This window comes from Paraniabella hibiscisoli (assembly GCF_022512515.1).
Taxonomy (GTDB): Bacteria; Bacteroidota; Bacteroidia; order Chitinophagales; family Chitinophagaceae; genus Niabella; species Niabella hibiscisoli.
The window spans coordinates 2,835,998-2,851,445 of record NZ_JAKWBK010000001.1 but is presented as its reverse complement, the minus strand read 5'-3'; the positions used below and the strand labels follow the sequence as shown (position 1 = coordinate 2,851,445).

Below are 15,448 nucleotides of genomic sequence, written 5' to 3'. Positions count from 1 at the left end.
TTCAACTGATCCTCCAGGTTTTCCATTTTTTGACATTCCAGTGCGCTCTTGCATAATCGGTATGATACTGGTGCACTTCGAGCAGGCAAATGGTTTGATGACGCCAGGCATTTTTGCTGATAGCCAGTCCGCAACGTGTTTGCAGTTCTTTTCGCAGCTGTTTGCTTTTTTCAGCAAACGAATCAGTTGAAAAATGCGACATATCTGCATCGCAAACAATTTGCTGCAGCAGGTTTTTAGGTTTCTGGGGCATTCGTGTAGCCAATATACAAGCTTTTACTTCTTCTATAATGACGGATGAAACCTGTTTTTGCTTTAAAAAATTTTCTGCCAAAACAACGCTGGCTGCCTCATGGTTATCCGGGTCTACCAGGTAACCCAGGTCATGGAACCAGGCAGCGGCCCGAACCACAAAGTCATCCTGCTCCGACAACCTGTAATGCTCATTTAATTCGGCAGCTGCGGTGGCTACTGAGGCCGTATGCTCATAATTGTGATACAGGAGCTCTTCGGAACCATGCTCCTTAAAATAATCACCCACATAGCTGCTGATTGCCTGCAGAATAAGCTTAAAATCCATAATAGCGTTGTTGAATGCTTAACAATTCAAAAAATATATTGTTTGACCGGGCATCGGCTCCCGCAATTTTATAATAAATGTATTGATAAAAACAACGGTGGCAAAGAAGCCAATGCTTTTTCAGCTCAAAACATGCTATCTTTTTTGTATCCGCTTCAAAATTGTTTTCTTGTCTCATGACAAGAGCAACCAGCTGAAGTCTTTTTAATTTTAACCCGTATTAAACGAATCCGGTAAAAGGATGTGATCTGGCACTATATTAAAAAATTTAATAATGGATATACATTTTCAGGCAGGTATTAATATTGCGATCAAAATACCCAAACACCAATATGAGCAAACCGTATTGTTTTACAGGGATATTTTGAAATTAGAAGTGGAGGAGCAACCGATTCAGAACCCCACAGTTTCCAAGACTCATAAGATAGTATTTGGATCTAATGTTTTGTGGCTGGATTGTGTTGACAACTATACGCATTCGGAAACCTGGCTGCAGTTAACCGTACCTGATATGGATACAACCACGGAATACTTAAAGGCCAATAATGTAACCCTCTGCGACGATATTGAGGCACTGCCATCCAACATGCATTGGATCATGGACCCGGCGGGCACTGTTTTTAATGTTCAGGAACGAAAATAAGAACCCGAAACACAGGCTTCTGTGGTGTGGCAAAACCCATGTATACTAAAATCAGGTATTAGTATTGTTCAACTTTTACAGTCTTGCTGTATTTAAAGTTTGCATCCTTATCAACCTGTTTGATACGTACAAAAACCTCGGTCTCTTTAGTAACCATACTGTTTTCATTTTTGCTGCAGGCATACAACCTGTTACAGCCACCAGCACCACCAGTACCCATCTCCTTTTTTTGAATCCGGCCATGGATACCAGGGAAAGCATTGAGAGTGTCAAGCCCAATACAGCATTTAACTTTTCCCGGTTGATTTCCAAAACATAAAATAAAGTGCTATCGGAATCGCCCTCAATTGCTTTGGAAGAAAGACTTCCCAGGGTATGAAAATGAGCTCCATCTGAAGAGGCTTCTACTTCAAAGTGATCATTATTCATTTCTTTTAAAGTGCTCCAGTTTACCAGCAACCCATTTTGCGTCATTTTTGCAGTTACGGCCCCAAAATCCACTGGCAGAGTTTGGTTCAAAGAAAACCAGGTATTGGTAACCGGTTCGTCGGCCAGTGTTACAGCAATACTGTCATCTGTTTGACTGTCTGATGCCCCGGTAATTGTACGGCCATTGGGAACAGTTAGCCGGATGGTATAGTTACCGGGAGCAAGGTCGCCAAACAAATAATAACCGGCAGGATTGGTGACAGTAGTACCTACCGCAATACCCGTTTCATTGTAAATAGTTACAGTTGCACCTGCATATCCCGGGGTTCCGGGTGTCGATCCGCCAACATATACAAACCCGCTTATAGACTGGAAGACCTTGATTGTTTCTGTATTATAAGCGCCGATAAAAGCCTGATCGCTGTTACCGGAAAGCTTATGCCAGAACTGGTGTACCTGGGCCATGTTAGCAGAGGTTATGCCAAAATCGGCCAGGGAAAAAGCCACCAGCCTGATATCTCTTGTAGCACTGCTGCTTACACTTGAATTGTAAACTAATCCTGAAGAAAGTATATTATAGAATTTATACCGGCCTATTCCTACTGACCCTATCGTATCAAAATCGATAATACGTTTCTGGCCCAGTACATTTCCCGCAGCATCTACAAAATAAAATTCGTCATTAATATCTGTAGCATAACTGCCTACCTGTGTGATCAATATAGCCGGCGATGTGAAAGCGGTAGTATTCACCTGTATGGTGTACTTGCTGATCTTACCAGTAGGAAGATTGTAAATACCGGTGCCTAAATTAAGACCGCGCACACCATCAGTAAGATAGTATTCCATACTGGTATTGGCGGTGTTTGTAACATAATTAACACCTACTCCTACAAAGGTACCTGAAGCGGGTGCCGGTAAAGCACTCACCGGAAGCGCCCTGAATGTTTGTTTAACCAATGAAGGCACAGTGGGTGTAATAGCCTCGATACGTGCATCATCTACACCAGTAGTATAGGTAGCTCCTTTCCAGGTAAATGCCAGCAGGTCATGGCTATCACCAGGCTGGTTAACGGTTCCCGTACCTGGACCGGTACTATGCCAGTAGCCGGTACCATTATAATTAAAACTGGTATAAATCCCCGATACCCGTTGAGCATAAATATTTGCCATTAACAAACAGGCAAATAATGTAAGAACTGTGTTCCTATTGTTCATGCAACTTTCTTAAAAGTTATAACAGACAGAGTCATTATCCGGTCGTTACCGGTTATTTTTTTGTTTAGACTCAATTTTGTGATTTTGGATATTGGTCGGGGACAGATCCCTGCTTCATTTGCGAAAACTCAACCAACAGTAACTTTCTTGTAACTGAATGAGGCACTTTATCCTTTATCAACGTGCAAGCTAGTCATCAATAGTGCTTCATCCAGCCCATTTTCGATTAGCTACTGAATATCTTCGATGAAAGCATTCTGCCAAAGGATGAACACCGGAATACCAACTGGTTGCCGGATTATAAAACGCCCCTGCCTACCCAATGTGACGCAGGTCACATAATTGAACAACCTATTCAAATGTGATGCGCGTCACACAATGAGCTCCTGTTTCCTTACCACCTTTGTGTAACGATAGTGATAGCATGTCTACACCATCAATTGATTAACAAAAAATAAATAACAATGTCAAAGACAATTTTTATTACAGGTGCTTCCAAAGGATTCGGTAAAATCTGGGCTGAAGCTTTTTTGAAACGCGGCGATAAAGTGATTGCTACCGCCCGCAATATCAAGAACCTGGAAGACCTGGTTCAACAGTATAAGGACAATATCCTACCGGTTCAGCTGGATGTAAATAACAGGGAGGCTGTTTTTACTGCAGTAAATAAAGCCAGGGATCATTTCGGAAGAATTGATGTGCTAATTAATAACGCAGGGTTCGGTCTTTTTGGTGCTGTTGAGGAAACCACAGAGCAACAGGCAAGAGATCAGTTTGAGACTAATTTCTTTGGCCTTCTTTGGGCTACACAAGCTGCCATACCCATTATGCGGGAACAAAAATCCGGGCATATTATACAGGTATCAAGTGTACTGGGTGTAGCTACCGTACCTGTACTCGGCATCTACAATGCCTCGAAATTTGCAGTAGAAGGATTAACCGAATCAATGGTTCCTGAAGTTGCGCCCTTTGGTATTAAACTTTCTTTGGTAGAACCCAACGCCTTTTCAACAGACTGGGGCGGCGGATCGGCCATACATACGGAACCAATTGAAGTGTATGAGCAGGTAAAAGCTGATCTGTATGCCAACTTCACACCAGACTTTTTCGGAAATCCCGAGTCTACTATAAAAGCCATTTTACAATTGGTAGACAGCGAACAACCACCGCTAAGATTATTTCTTGGCAAAGTAGCTTATCCGCTGGTACAACAAAATTATGAAGCGCGCTGGGCTGAATGGGACGCGTGGAAACAGGTTTCTGATGAAGCACATGGCTGATCCATTTCGTTTCATTCATCAAAATGATAAAAGAAGATTATGAATACAGCTGAAATATTTAGCAGCCTGCACCGGCAAGCGAAGCCATTGATCTTGCCCAATGCCCGGGATGCGGCAAACGCAAAAATAATCGAAGATGCGGGAGCAACGGCCATTGCTACTACCAGCGCGGGAGTAGCCTGGGCGCTAGGTTATCCTGACGGATATAGGATGAGCGCTACCCTCAATGCGCAGGTGGCAAGAAGCATTGCCCGTGTTATTAAAGTACCCCTATCCGTTGATTTTGAAAATGGCTATAGCGGTAATCCCCCGGTAGTTGCGGAGAACGTAAAGATTTTGTTGGACGCCGGCATTGGAGGGATCAATATTGAAGAAAGGCATGATATATCCACCCATACAAGGAAGAGAATCGGGCCAGACCTGGTGGAGTTTTGCATTACTGGTATTAAGAGCCGGCATCTTTATCTATTTCTTTTACAATCAGCGGCAGAAAAAGAAAGCAGGCTTATCGCTGCTTGTAGACGATTCGTTATTGGGTTTCAGTGATTTCACTATTGGCTTATGAGCCATTTTGTTCCATTTTCTGATGTGTCTTGTTTGGGTAGATCACACGCATAGTATACAAGTGGCCTATCATTATGCACTGGGCGCACAAATAGGTTGCGGATTGCTGGTTGGCTTTATGCTGTGGTATCTGCCTAAACCAGTAGAAAAAATTACCGTAAACGAAATAGCTGAGTAATAGTTATATTAGCAATGGAGCAATTACTGGTCAGGCTAAAACATATGCTTCTTATAGTTTAGCCTGCTCAATGTTTCTCTGGATACACCCAGGTAAGCGGCGATCAATTGCTTGGGTACCATATTGTAGAGCTCGGGATAAGTCTTCATCAACTCTTCGTATCTGCCTCTCGCATCGTTATTCATAAAAGAAAGCAACCGCTTATGTGCTGCTACATAGCCTTTATTGGTTCTTAACCGAAAGAACCGTTCGAACTGATGTATTTCATTACAGAGTTTTTCCCGGTCGTCGGTGCTCAAACAAAGCACTTCCGCATCCGTGATACAATCAACAGTAATCGTTGCCTTCAACTGGTACACTAGAGCATTGTAATCAGAGGCCCACCATCCAGGCATCGCAAACTGCAGAATAAACATTTTCAGATCATCATTCGTAGCATAGGATTTCAAACAACCATTCAACACAAAATATTCTGAGTCCACCTTATCACCCGGGGCAATAATCACCTGCCCCTTCTTAAAAGAAAGCGGTTTAAAATGAGCGCTTATATACGCAAACTCCTCATCGGTAAGCGTTATAGTTTTCAGCAAATGTTGTCTTAATACTTCTTCGGCCTCCATATAATTTTATCTTTTGCGGGAACTTCTTGCAGCGAAAATATATTACTGATCAAACAGGCAGATCTTTCTTCCCCGTATTAGACAGGTAATAATGCCAAAGCATCATGCTGGCAACTGTCCGAAACGGCTTCCAGGTTTCGCTGATAGCCAGCACATCCTCTCTGTTGGTTGAAGCAGCCAGCTGCTTTAATCGTTTTACTGCATTTACTGCAGCAAGATCTCCAATCGGGAAAATATCTGCCCGTCGAAGAACAAACATCAGGTAAACATCAACCGTCCAGTCACCAATGCCCTTTAAAGAAATCAATATTTTACGTATATCCTCTTCAGGCATGATTGCGAGTGCTTCTAAATCGATACTTTTATTTTCTATTGCAGCAGCGAGCCCCCTTATATAACCCATTTTTTGCCGGCTTACAAAACAAGCCCGCATTTCTTCATCGCTAAGCTTAAGCACATTTTCCGGCGTAACTGATTTTACTTTTTCTCTTAGTTTATGCAACGCAGCCAGGGCGGATGCTAATGACACCTGTTGCTCCAGGATAATATGTACCAGCGACTCAAAGCTATTTTCTCTTGTCCACATAGGAGGATAGCCATGCGCATCCAGAATGGCCCTGAGGTCGTTATCGCGGCCGGCCAGCCACTTGCATATTTCCTCGTAATTTTTGGTATTGAATGTAGGCGCCGCCACCAATAAATTCTTTGACTTTCCTTTCACGATCCAGGTAATTGAGTTAAAAAAGTTTCGGCATTTTATAGCCGTTTTCAATATCGAGTAAAATATATTTGTTTGCAAGACCACCGGCAAAGCCTACCAGCTTGCCCGATGCTCCCACCACCCTATGACAAGGCACTATAACAGCCACCGGGTTTTTATTTAACGCACCGCCAACGGCCCTTACAGCTTTAATGTCTCCCAACTTACGGGCAAGCGCCCCATAAGTTTTCGTGACTCCGTAAGGAATATCCAGCAAAGCATTCCAAACACTTAACTGAAATTCGGTCCCCCTCAGATCCAACGGGATATCGAAAACCTTTCTTTGTTTCGTAAAATACTCTTCGAGCTGCTGCCCCGCCTGCATCAATATCACATCTTCATCATCTCTTACAGCGCCGGGCAGTTTTGTTCTTGTATAATCCTCCCCTTCCCATAAAACGGCCATTAAACCTATACCGGAAGCGATCAACCGGATCAAGCCCACAGGCGATACCAGGTCCTTATATACTACTCGTTGGTTTATTTCCATATTATTTCTATTCGTCGCAGATAGTTCTCTGTCGTTAATTTCCCAATGTCCGCATTCTTGCTTTGAGATCACGCAGGGCTTTACCTTTACTATTTTTAAAGGCGGTCACCTCGGGTTTCGACTTGCTGAAAGGTTCATGTTTTTCACTCCACACAGCTAACTCCAGTAATAATGGAACCAGGTCAACGGCTTTCTCTGTAGGATAATACAGGAATTTCGACTTATTCTCAGGCGCCATTTCCTTAACCATAAATCCTCTCTGTAAAAGATGCTCCAACCTGTCCGACAGGATATTTCGCGCTATTTTCTCCCTGGAAAGCAGAAAAGCGCCAAAAGAATTCTTTTCAAAAAACAACAGATCCCTCAGGATCAGTAAACTCCATTTATCTCCCAGCAGATCTAATGTACAGCTAATGGGACAACGAGACCTCATTACTAAAGACTTCATATAAATCTATGAATTAAAAACGCAGACAGGAACACCTCCGCATCATTACCAGGCAAAGGTAAATAAAGTAGTAGCAAATCACTACTACTTTTTTTCAATTACAAGATGCACTACCGGAAGCCCAGGCGCTTCACGCTCTATACAGCAATATTTGCATCCTCAAAAAAATGAGATTCTGATTTTTATCCGCGGTTCCCCATTGCAGGATCCGTAATGCTTTCTTCACCGGTTTCTACATGCCCGGCAAAACGATAGGCAATGGTGTTTTTATTTTTCAGTTTCACCGTAAAGTCATACCAGTTAGCTGACTTTTTAAGATTCAGCAGAACAGTTTTATTTTTTTGATTAGCGGCAACAACCGGGTACAAGACTGGATTACCATAAGCGTTATCAATGATCTCCAATTCTACATCCTGCTGCCCGGTATTAGCAAAATGCAATGCCACATTACCTGTTATTTTCTTAGCCTTTTCATAACGGCAGCTCACTTCCAGCGCCGGTGTGTTATTATCGCCAATAAACTCGCGGTAAAATCCGTTAGGTCCATATACGCGCAGGTGATAATTTTTATGCTCAAAGCCTTCCAATGGCCATTCTTCAATGGTTTTGAACCCCAGCAAGCGTATAGTTCCAGCTGCGATTAAGTTCAAACGCATCTTTATTCTTTAATGCTTTATGGCTACCCATGGCGTAAACCTTAAATGGCGCGCCTGCGGCCTGTTCTCCAAACTGCTCTTTTGAAGCTTCCAACTGAAGCTCAAAGCTCCTGCTGCTCCGATTGAATGCGCCGTTCACATATAGCTCGTAAGGAATAGCACAAGACTTACGGGTACCCTGCTCCTGTTGAGGCAGCCATTTCTTTGATGATTCGTTTCGAAGATCTTCTTCTGTAATTTTTTGAAACCCTGCTGGCTCTGGTGTAAACTTTGCATTGTAGATTTTCTCGATCTGTGCATCACGACCAACCAGGTCCTTTTTTATATCTAGGTTATTAGTAAACCTGTCGAAAGCCGCTGTTAAATTACCGCTGATGGCCCGCCTCCAGGGATTGATATTATTAAAGTGAATATTTTTCTTAAATTTTTGATTGCAAAAAGTTTCGAGGAACTGCAAGGTAGATGTATGCTCAAAAAGCTGGGAGCAAACTTTACCACCCCTGGTCCACGGCGAAGCAATGATCATAGGCACCCTGAAACCCAGTCCTACAGCACCTTCCCGTGCCTGGCTGGCCGGTATGCCTTGCTTTACTTCGTTATCAAACCTCACATGCTCTATTTCTGTATTGATCTCCGGCACACATTTACCCGTGCCCGGCACTTTATTATCAGAGATGGAAAACGGCGGCACATGATCAAAATATCCATCGTTTTCATCATAGGTAATAATAAAAATTGTCTTTTGCCAAACTGCGGGATTTTTGGTTAAAATGTCCATGATCTCCGAAAGGTACCATGCCCCATACCAGGGTGCGCTGGGATGATCTGAAAACTTCTGCGGACCTGCCAGCCAGGATACGGCAGGCAATTTCCCTTCATTCACATCTTTCCTGAACTGGTAAAAGATATCACCGGCTGGCACTTCCAGCTCTCTCTTCAGGCCATTCTCTTCAAAACTCAATTTATCGAGCTTACGATAACCCGGATCTCCTGCGTTGGTAACAAATGCATTGTTGAAGAGTTCCTTTTCTTTGGGTGTCAACTTTTCATACTGTGCCTGGTTCCATTTATTTAATTCAACAAGTGCTGCATCTAAAGCTTTCTGCTTGTTCCTGATCGACGCAAGGTTTTTCTGTTCATCCATTTCACCCGGGCTGGCCTGTTGCAGTTTATCAATTTCGCCGGGCAAAGTGTCTACCTGCGTTTGCAGACTTTGAATATATTTTGGTGCGAACTTCACATTATAAGCGGCAAAAAACTCCAGGAGGTTACAACCAAAATTAGCCAGCCATGATCTTTCTTCGCCTTTAAAGCCGCCACCGGTGGATAACTCATTCTGGTAGAACTTCCAGCTGATATCATTTTTCGAAAGTAACTCGGGGAAGCTGTCCCAACGCATTTTGGCTGCTCCATAATCTGTATTACGGATATTAGCTTTTGCCAGCCCATCTTCTTCACTCATAATATTGGCCGTCCAAAAGAAAGAACGGTTAGGCGTAGTGCTGGTCATTACCGAACAGAAATTCTGATCACAGATGGTGAAGGCATCTGCTAAAGCATAATAAAACGGAAGGTCTTCACGTGTATAATGCCCCAGGGTGAGTGGCATAGAAGCATATTTTTTGTTACCCGACTTTTTAGCGAGCAGCCATTGATCATACTTCCCGGAATTGTAGGCATCTACCTGGCTTGCCCTGGAGTGTGGTAGGTCTCCCATCCAGGTAATTTTAGATTTTTTGATATCCAGCCGAAAGGGCGCGTAGGTATCGCCTTTCTCATCTGTTTGCAGCCAAACCGGCTTTTTATTGGGAAGCGTAATGGCCCGCGGATCGTTAAAGCCTCTCACGCCCTGTAAAGTTCCATAGCTATGGTCAAAAGAGCGGTTCTCCTGCATCAGGATCACAACATGTTCTGCATCCAGGAAAGTACTTCCAGCTTTGGGATCTATGGCCATCGCCGCCTTTATTGAGTCGGGCATAAACCCGGATACACCGGCAGCTCCGGAAAGTAGCATCGCTTTTTTGAGAAAGTCTCTTCTGTTATCCATGATTCCAATTTTAGAGGCAGTATTAGATTATTTAAATGTATGACTTTTTAGAGACCAACAAAACAACTATAAGTTTAAAGCAGGCCGTTATTATCCACATTAAATAATTGAAAAGACTATAATTAAAGCTACTGCAAGAACCTAGTCCCTATAAATTTCATATTTTGTTAATAGAGATTAGTGATTATTATAGCGCCGTATTGCTGATGCTAACAGTATGCTTACCAGAACCGGCATGTACGATCGCAAAACCATCCTGCCTGGTAAATTCCTGCTCTTTACCATCCAGCAGCAACTGAGCTTTTTATAGGTATAAGGCAACCATATTTCGGCTGTTGTGTTGGCGGGAATATCTACGTTCAACCGAAAGCTTTTTCCCGGCTGATTCGTAAATGATGCGACAATATCTCCGCGGATAGTAGGCACTTTTATAGATGCAGCTTTAACATCGGCCGGCTGCGGCTTGATACGTATTTTAGAAAAGCCCGCTTCCAAAGGTTCTATCCCGAAAAACTTACGCGGGATCAGATGCGCAGGAGCCGCACCCCAGGCATGGTTCCAGTCCTGGTTGGGCTTGTATTTATTATCCCAGGCCTCTAGTGTAACAGTCGATCCAACTCTTAACATATTATACCAGCTTCTTTCTTTGGTCGAAGCCAATAGTTCCCAACCATAAGCTGCATCGTTCGCATTGTAAATGGCTTCCAATAAAAAGTGCGAGCCATACACGCTGCAAGCCATCTTTCTCGACTTAATGAAATTGGCTACTGCCCGTTTGTTCTTTTCAGGCACCATTCCAAGGCCATGGGGAACATATTCGCATGCAGCGAACTATGATCGGTATCCACACCGTCTTTATAGTAGCCTGTTTTAGCATTCAACAAAAGCCTGTTAAATTGCTTTTTTACTTTTTCAGCTTCTGCTGTGTAGAACTGCTGATCGGCTGCGTTCCCTATAACACCCGCTATCCGTCCCATTAATTGTAAGGCTTCATAATGATAGGCGTTCACCACCGTATTGTAAGTGGTCATCACATACCCGTCAGATTCACCCGCTTCCTGCTTCTCGTCACCTACGACACCGGTTTGCGGCCAGTCAACAATATCTCTGAAATTTTTCCCTTTAAAATGAATGCTTTTATAAAACCCGGGGCTAAGCTTTCCTGTTCGGGAAGAGATGAGGCCGTTCGTTTCCTTCAGCGCCATCAATGTTTTAGCCTTGAGATCTTCATAACATTGGGCAATAGATTGCGGGTTTCCCGTATGCATATAATCGGCCCATGCCATTATCAGGGTCTGCAGATTCCATTCTGTTGGCCAGGTTGCGTTGTAAATCAGGTACTCATTAGAATGACGTGCCATCGAGAATTCCCGGTCTGTATAATAATGTCCCAACTGGTTAATCAGGGCGTCTGCTTCATAAGGAATTCGTTCCCGGTCACCATCCACATAGGTACCTAGAAAAGAGGTTGCTTTAATAGAATATTTACAAAGCTCCCACACCTGGTTTAAAACGGAATCCGACGAATAAAATGTTGCTGCATTATCATTAAAGGGATAGTGAACACTTTGCCGCACTATGTCGCCGTTCTTAATGTCGCCCGAATAATTTTCAAGCTCACAATACCGGAAAGGATACACCTCTCCTATATAACCAGGCATCAATACAGGATCTACACCACTTTCGTTGCCCTTGGGTTTTGTATTTCTTTCGTCGGGTTTAAACCTGATCGTATAAGTGTGCCTCCCCGCCATCAACGGCAATTTATAGGCTGTATAGCGAATGGTTCCGCCCGGCTTACGGTCTATCTGCAAGCCATCACTATGTTCTCCTAAATGAACGATCACGGTATCTGTTCCGGTTGCAGAATGGAGCGTAACCCTGAGCTTACCAAATGCAGCTTTGCCAAAATCAGCAAAAGTCTTTGTATCCCGCAATAGCTTTACAGGATACTCGTCTGTGATTTGTAAGGGGTAGGTTGCTGTTTTGCCATCCAGTTCAGGTGCAGTGATAAAACTTTTTATGGAAGAGAAAGCACTCTCTTTACCATGGTTATCCCAAACTTTCACCTTCCAGTAATATACTTTCGACGGCTCTAACGCATTTCCTCCGTAAGGCACTGCAACAGAATTACTACTTTCCATTTTCCGGCTATCCCATACGTCGGCTTCATCCTTATCCAGCTTCTCCCTGCTGGAAGCCATTAATACCCGGTAAGCCGTCTGCAGGGTATTTGACAGTTCGCTGTTAATGACCCAACCCAGATAAGGTTTAGCGTTTTTTATCGCAGGGGTCTGATGCCGTTCAATAGCGGTATGGGTTTCAGCCAGTGAAAGCGTGGTTAAATAGCCATCTAAAAAAACTCTATCGGTATGCTCCAGCAAATCGGTGGTTAAATGCGAAGGCGGCTGGGCGTTACCTGAATACGTTACTGCTAATAAGGAGATCAACAAAAAGAGCCTGTACATATATGACAATGGTATATAGTGAGCAATCAAACGGGCTGATTATATCGAGTCATTCCTCAACATCGCCCTGCTAACAAAAATATCCATTAATTATATACAACTGTCCTGCGGTGTCGGTTGAAGCGGAGCATGCCTCGGTGACTGGGTTACCAGGTAATAATCACATCTGCTAATACAGGGAGGTGATCCTGGTCGTTCAAAGTAGTATGAGGGGCCGAAACATTCATGATCTTTATATTTTTGCTGGTAATGATATTATCTATGTGACGATCGGGACCATCCGTCATACGATCTAATATCACCGTAGAGCTTGTAGGAAACCAGCCCTGGGGTCCTCCGTTGGCAATATTAAAACCAGATTTTACAAAGTTCAGTATCTCGGCATCAGAAGAATTGGTATCTCCAAAACAAATAAAGTATTTATATTTTTTCAGTTCTGAAATGATCGAATCCAATGCAGCAGCATGTCCTTCTTTCTGCCAGGGAATATGCATCGATATCACCTGGATTGTCTGGCTGCCAATTTTGAGATCGCCTATCAGTGCATAGTAATCCTGAAACCAATACTTTTTCCGCAGGTTGGTTAGTTTATAATTGGTTGCAATACCATTGTAGATCCAGCTATGTGCTTCGCCGAAATAAATATGATTATAGTAGGGTTTTAGCAACTCGTCGCCGCATTAAACATACTATCCCGGTCAAAATATTCATTCCATTCCTGTACAGCGAAAATATCAAGGCTTTGCTCCCCTATCCATTTTTTCCAACGCTGTAATTCTTTTTAATATAACCGCTTGTTACTTCCTTATTATTGGGATAATATTCCCTGCCCTTTACTTCCAGTCCGCCTTTCATGCCCTGGTTAAAGTGCCCCACATTATAAGAGCCCACTCTTAATTTCAGGGGCAGTCCATCCGGAGATTGCGCCATTGTTGCCATTGTACCCAAAACCAGTAACCAGGAAAGGATTATTTTCTTTTTCATACTTTTTAAAATCGGTTCCTTAAAATTATTTTCCCGCTTTGTTCATCGATTGTATAAATGCCTGATACAAGCTTTCATAACAGGTTTTAAACTCGCTAACGTCCTTATACTTGCATTCATACATAAACGGACCTTTATACCCTACGGCATTAATGGCCGTTAAGATAGCTACCCAGTCGTTATGTCCCTGACCGCTGCAGGGGAAGAAATGATTCTCAGCCTTATCGGTGCCATCTGCCACATGCAATGTCTTTAAACGTGGGCCCATGGCATAGATCAGTTTCTCGGGGTATTTTATGTGATTCAGGTCTATTGCCGAATAAATATCGGCAGGAAGCCGGTTCACCATTTCTACCGACTCCTCTACGGTACGAAAAAGTGGCCGCTCCCGTGTTTTATCACGCAATAATTCCGGACCAAACATATTCTCTATCACCATGGTTGCATTGATGGCTTTAACCGCTGCATTTAGTTCAATAGCCGATTGAACCATCTGATTCTTACGAAAGTCGCGCTCGTTAAGCCCCAGAAACCAGCTGGGATGGAACAGAATGATTGATGGTTTTAAAATCTTGCAAAAGCCCAATACTTTTTATGCAGATCCAATACTCTCAGCCGACCAGCGCTATCTGACAGGGAAATATCAATGAGCCGGCCAAAAGGCATATGTATCGACCATATTTGTATGCCTGCATCGTGGGCTATTTTTTTGCCGCCCTCACTTTCTCAACCATTTCATCATCTGTCAGAAGAAAATTACCAGCACTGTCAATATAACGGTTTATAGAGGTTTCAATGTACTCAACGCCATTGGCTTTTGCTTTTGTAAGTATTTCGGGAGAGATCTTATCAATTCCAATAGAAAAACCAAGACTCAGTCGCTGTGGAACTGACTGGCTTTTAGCTTTTGAATAAAATATGCAACTGCAAAGCAGCAGTGCTGTCAAATAAAATGTTTGTTTTAACATACAATTGAACAATAATATTTATTGAAGTATTTTAACCATTTCAGGCTTGATCACCTGTAGCATACGGTCAAACCCGAGATCATTAGGATGAACACCATCCGTTGTGCCCTCATGATCGCGCCCTAAAAGTTCGTCACCCCGGATAAGGTATAGATTTCCAACCCCTTCCTTTTTTAGCTTTTCGAATTCAATCCTTGTGTTTTTATTTTTCAACCGAACTACCTGGTTGATCACCGAATCAAAATTGCCACTTTCACGCGGACCGGTTTGTACCAGAATGATAGGTGCTACAGGATGCGCCGCCCTGATGGCCTTTACCATATAAGCCGTTCGTTGTGTAATTTCTTCAGGACTGGGATTAGCAAAACAATCCAGTACAAAGCATCAGCCTGGATCGTAGCCACCATATCAGCAACTACTTTTTCCATTTTACCGTTTCCACTTAAACCCAGGTTGATAAAATTAATACCCATGTCTCTTGAAAGTCTCGCCGGGTACGCCATTCCAGGCCTGCTGGCAGAAGCGCCCTGTGTAATGCTGGAGCCATACAAAGCCACTTTTTCTTAGGAAATGGATTTTCGGCGGCAGCAATCTGGTAACCACTATCAATACCTATCGACAAACTTTTCACCTTATCGTATAACGGCAAGTAAAGTAAGCACTCTTTTTCACCCTTACCCATGTTCTGCACCAACACGTATTCACTACAGGTCCCTTCCGGCCGTCCCACCCCTGCAAACTCCCAAACACCATTTCGTTTGATATACAGATCGAGCCCTTTATTCATGATCGGCGTCATGTTATTACCCGGCTTCGAATCCGTAACACACCATTTAGTCGCAATACGCGGGCTATTGGTTGTAAAGCTGATCACCAGTCCGGCCGAATGGGTCAGCAATCTTTTAATTACCGCAGGAAAGGCGGGATAGCGTGCCGTATCAATACGATGATAACTATTGGACAGAGGAAAGGCCTGCCCGATCAGGTTCAGATCGAAACCCTCGGTATATATCAAAGAGGGCCGGGCCGGTTGCTGGGCCTGCAAGCAATAGGATACGCCAATAAATCCAAGTAAGATCAGTATTTTTTTCATCCTTAAAAATATTAAATCGCGT

The 15,448-nt window shown here is 43.3% G+C and carries 17 protein-coding genes and 2 pseudogenes; 3 read left to right on the top strand and 16 right to left on the bottom strand.

Annotated features, from left to right (window positions below; genetic code table 11):
- Nucleotide 1 precedes the first annotated feature (1 nt).
- Nucleotides 2-580, bottom strand: coding sequence for an HD domain-containing protein (locus MKP07_RS17885; protein ID WP_240848396.1), 579 nt, complete (start codon nucleotides 578-580; stop codon nucleotides 2-4).
- Between the two features lie 274 nt (nucleotides 581-854).
- Between MKP07_RS17885 and MKP07_RS17880 the strand changes: the two genes are divergently transcribed.
- Nucleotides 855-1,223 (top strand): VOC family protein, encoded by a 369-nt coding sequence (locus MKP07_RS17880; RefSeq protein ID WP_240848395.1) that lies wholly within the window; start codon nucleotides 855-857, stop codon nucleotides 1,221-1,223.
- A 75-nt stretch (nucleotides 1,224-1,298) separates the two neighbouring features.
- Here MKP07_RS17880 and MKP07_RS17875 read toward each other — a convergent pair whose 3' ends face one another.
- The gene (locus tag MKP07_RS17875; RefSeq protein WP_240848394.1) at nucleotides 1,299-2,825 is read right to left on the bottom strand and encodes an SdrD B-like domain-containing protein; all 1,527 of its coding nucleotides are present in this window, start codon (nucleotides 2,823-2,825) and stop codon (nucleotides 1,299-1,301) included.
- A 509-nt stretch (nucleotides 2,826-3,334) separates the two neighbouring features.
- Here MKP07_RS17875 and MKP07_RS17870 point away from each other — a divergent pair.
- Both MKP07_RS17870 and MKP07_RS17865 read left to right on the top strand, forming a co-directional pair.
- Nucleotides 3,335-4,150 (top strand): SDR family NAD(P)-dependent oxidoreductase, encoded by an 816-nt coding sequence (locus tag MKP07_RS17870; RefSeq protein WP_240848393.1) that lies wholly within the window; start codon nucleotides 3,335-3,337, stop codon nucleotides 4,148-4,150.
- A 39-nt stretch (nucleotides 4,151-4,189) separates the two neighbouring features.
- Complete coding sequence (locus MKP07_RS17865; RefSeq protein ID WP_240848392.1) at nucleotides 4,190-4,696, top strand: isocitrate lyase/phosphoenolpyruvate mutase family protein; 507 nt, start codon at nucleotides 4,190-4,192, stop codon at nucleotides 4,694-4,696.
- Between the two features lie 231 nt (nucleotides 4,697-4,927).
- Here the strand turns inward: MKP07_RS17865 and MKP07_RS17860 are convergent, their stop codons facing one another.
- The 14 genes and pseudogenes from MKP07_RS17860 to MKP07_RS17795 all read right to left on the bottom strand — a co-directional run bounded on the left by MKP07_RS17860 (nucleotide 4,928) and on the right by MKP07_RS17795 (nucleotide 15,426).
- On the bottom strand, nucleotides 4,928-5,512 hold the full coding sequence (locus MKP07_RS17860) for a Crp/Fnr family transcriptional regulator (RefSeq protein WP_240848391.1): 585 nt from the start codon (nucleotides 5,510-5,512) through the stop codon (nucleotides 4,928-4,930).
- Between the two features lie 49 nt (nucleotides 5,513-5,561).
- On the bottom strand, nucleotides 5,562-6,233 hold the full coding sequence (locus MKP07_RS17855; RefSeq protein ID WP_240848390.1) for a DNA-3-methyladenine glycosylase family protein: 672 nt from the start codon (nucleotides 6,231-6,233) through the stop codon (nucleotides 5,562-5,564).
- A gap of 16 nt (nucleotides 6,234-6,249) precedes the next feature.
- Nucleotides 6,250-6,762 (bottom strand): methylated-DNA--[protein]-cysteine S-methyltransferase, encoded by a 513-nt coding sequence (locus MKP07_RS17850; RefSeq protein ID WP_240848389.1) that lies wholly within the window; start codon nucleotides 6,760-6,762, stop codon nucleotides 6,250-6,252.
- Between the two features lie 34 nt (nucleotides 6,763-6,796).
- Complete coding sequence (locus tag MKP07_RS17845) at nucleotides 6,797-7,210, bottom strand: winged helix-turn-helix transcriptional regulator (RefSeq protein ID WP_240848388.1); 414 nt, start codon at nucleotides 7,208-7,210, stop codon at nucleotides 6,797-6,799.
- 182 nt (nucleotides 7,211-7,392) lie between these two features.
- Nucleotides 7,393-7,830, bottom strand: a complete 438-nt coding sequence (locus MKP07_RS17840) for a phospholipase domain-containing protein (RefSeq protein WP_240848387.1) — start codon at nucleotides 7,828-7,830, stop codon at nucleotides 7,393-7,395.
- The gene (locus MKP07_RS17835; RefSeq protein WP_240848386.1) at nucleotides 7,808-9,913 is read right to left on the bottom strand and encodes a phosphocholine-specific phospholipase C; all 2,106 of its coding nucleotides are present in this window, start codon (nucleotides 9,911-9,913) and stop codon (nucleotides 7,808-7,810) included. The genes MKP07_RS17840 and MKP07_RS17835 overlap by 23 nt, the downstream gene beginning before the upstream one ends.
- Before the next feature lie 177 nt (nucleotides 9,914-10,090).
- Nucleotides 10,091-10,408, bottom strand: a complete 318-nt coding sequence (locus tag MKP07_RS17830; RefSeq protein WP_240850919.1) for an alpha-L-rhamnosidase C-terminal domain-containing protein — start codon at nucleotides 10,406-10,408, stop codon at nucleotides 10,091-10,093.
- Between the two features lie 81 nt (nucleotides 10,409-10,489).
- Nucleotides 10,490-12,381: pseudogene (locus MKP07_RS43830) on the bottom strand (alpha-L-rhamnosidase-related protein); the annotation flags it as partial.
- A gap of 146 nt (nucleotides 12,382-12,527) precedes the next feature.
- Entirely contained in the window at nucleotides 12,528-13,049 is a 522-nt protein-coding gene (locus MKP07_RS17820; RefSeq protein WP_240848385.1) for an endonuclease/exonuclease/phosphatase family protein, read from the bottom strand.
- Between the two features lie 82 nt (nucleotides 13,050-13,131).
- On the bottom strand, nucleotides 13,132-13,365 hold the full coding sequence (locus MKP07_RS17815; RefSeq protein ID WP_240848384.1) for a hypothetical protein: 234 nt from the start codon (nucleotides 13,363-13,365) through the stop codon (nucleotides 13,132-13,134).
- A 25-nt stretch (nucleotides 13,366-13,390) separates the two neighbouring features.
- Nucleotides 13,391-13,951, bottom strand: coding sequence for a sugar phosphate isomerase/epimerase family protein (locus tag MKP07_RS17810; protein WP_240848383.1), 561 nt, complete (start codon nucleotides 13,949-13,951; stop codon nucleotides 13,391-13,393).
- A gap of 115 nt (nucleotides 13,952-14,066) precedes the next feature.
- Entirely contained in the window at nucleotides 14,067-14,312 is a 246-nt protein-coding gene (locus tag MKP07_RS17805; RefSeq protein ID WP_240848382.1) for a hypothetical protein, read from the bottom strand.
- Between the two features lie 39 nt (nucleotides 14,313-14,351).
- Nucleotides 14,352-14,836, bottom strand: a pseudogene (locus MKP07_RS17800) (SGNH/GDSL hydrolase family protein).
- Nucleotides 14,776-15,426, bottom strand: a complete 651-nt coding sequence (locus MKP07_RS17795; RefSeq protein WP_240848381.1) for an SGNH/GDSL hydrolase N-terminal domain-containing protein — start codon at nucleotides 15,424-15,426, stop codon at nucleotides 14,776-14,778. The pseudogene MKP07_RS17800 and the gene MKP07_RS17795 overlap by 61 nt, the downstream one beginning before the upstream one ends.
- Nucleotides 15,427-15,448 lie beyond the last annotated feature (22 nt).

What these genes read in the sequence shown, in the direction of transcription:
- MKP07_RS17850 (WP_240848389.1), bottom strand. Translation starts at nt 6,762, where the DNA reads ATGGAAATAAACCAACGAGTAGTATATAAGGACCTGGTATCGCCTGTG.
- MKP07_RS17795 (WP_240848381.1), bottom strand. Translation starts at nt 15,426, where the DNA reads ATGAAAAAAATACTGATCTTACTTGGATTTATTGGCGTATCCTATTGC.
- MKP07_RS17860 (WP_240848391.1), bottom strand. Translation starts at nt 5,512, where the DNA reads ATGGAGGCCGAAGAAGTATTAAGACAACATTTGCTGAAAACTATAACG.
- MKP07_RS17870 (WP_240848393.1), top strand. Translation starts at nt 3,335, where the DNA reads ATGTCAAAGACAATTTTTATTACAGGTGCTTCCAAAGGATTCGGTAAA.
- MKP07_RS17865 (WP_240848392.1), top strand. Translation starts at nt 4,190, where the DNA reads ATGAATACAGCTGAAATATTTAGCAGCCTGCACCGGCAAGCGAAGCCA.
- MKP07_RS17835 (WP_240848386.1), bottom strand. Translation starts at nt 9,913, where the DNA reads ATGGATAACAGAAGAGACTTTCTCAAAAAAGCGATGCTACTTTCCGGA.
- MKP07_RS17875 (WP_240848394.1), bottom strand. Translation starts at nt 2,825, where the DNA reads ATGGCAAATATTTATGCTCAACGGGTATCGGGGATTTATACCAGTTTT.
- MKP07_RS17845 (WP_240848388.1), bottom strand. Translation starts at nt 7,210, where the DNA reads ATGAAGTCTTTAGTAATGAGGTCTCGTTGTCCCATTAGCTGTACATTA.
- MKP07_RS17885 (WP_240848396.1), bottom strand. Translation starts at nt 580, where the DNA reads ATGGATTTTAAGCTTATTCTGCAGGCAATCAGCAGCTATGTGGGTGAT.
- MKP07_RS17815 (WP_240848384.1), bottom strand. Translation starts at nt 13,365, where the DNA reads ATGAAAAAGAAAATAATCCTTTCCTGGTTACTGGTTTTGGGTACAATG.
- MKP07_RS17880 (WP_240848395.1), top strand. Translation starts at nt 855, where the DNA reads ATGGATATACATTTTCAGGCAGGTATTAATATTGCGATCAAAATACCC.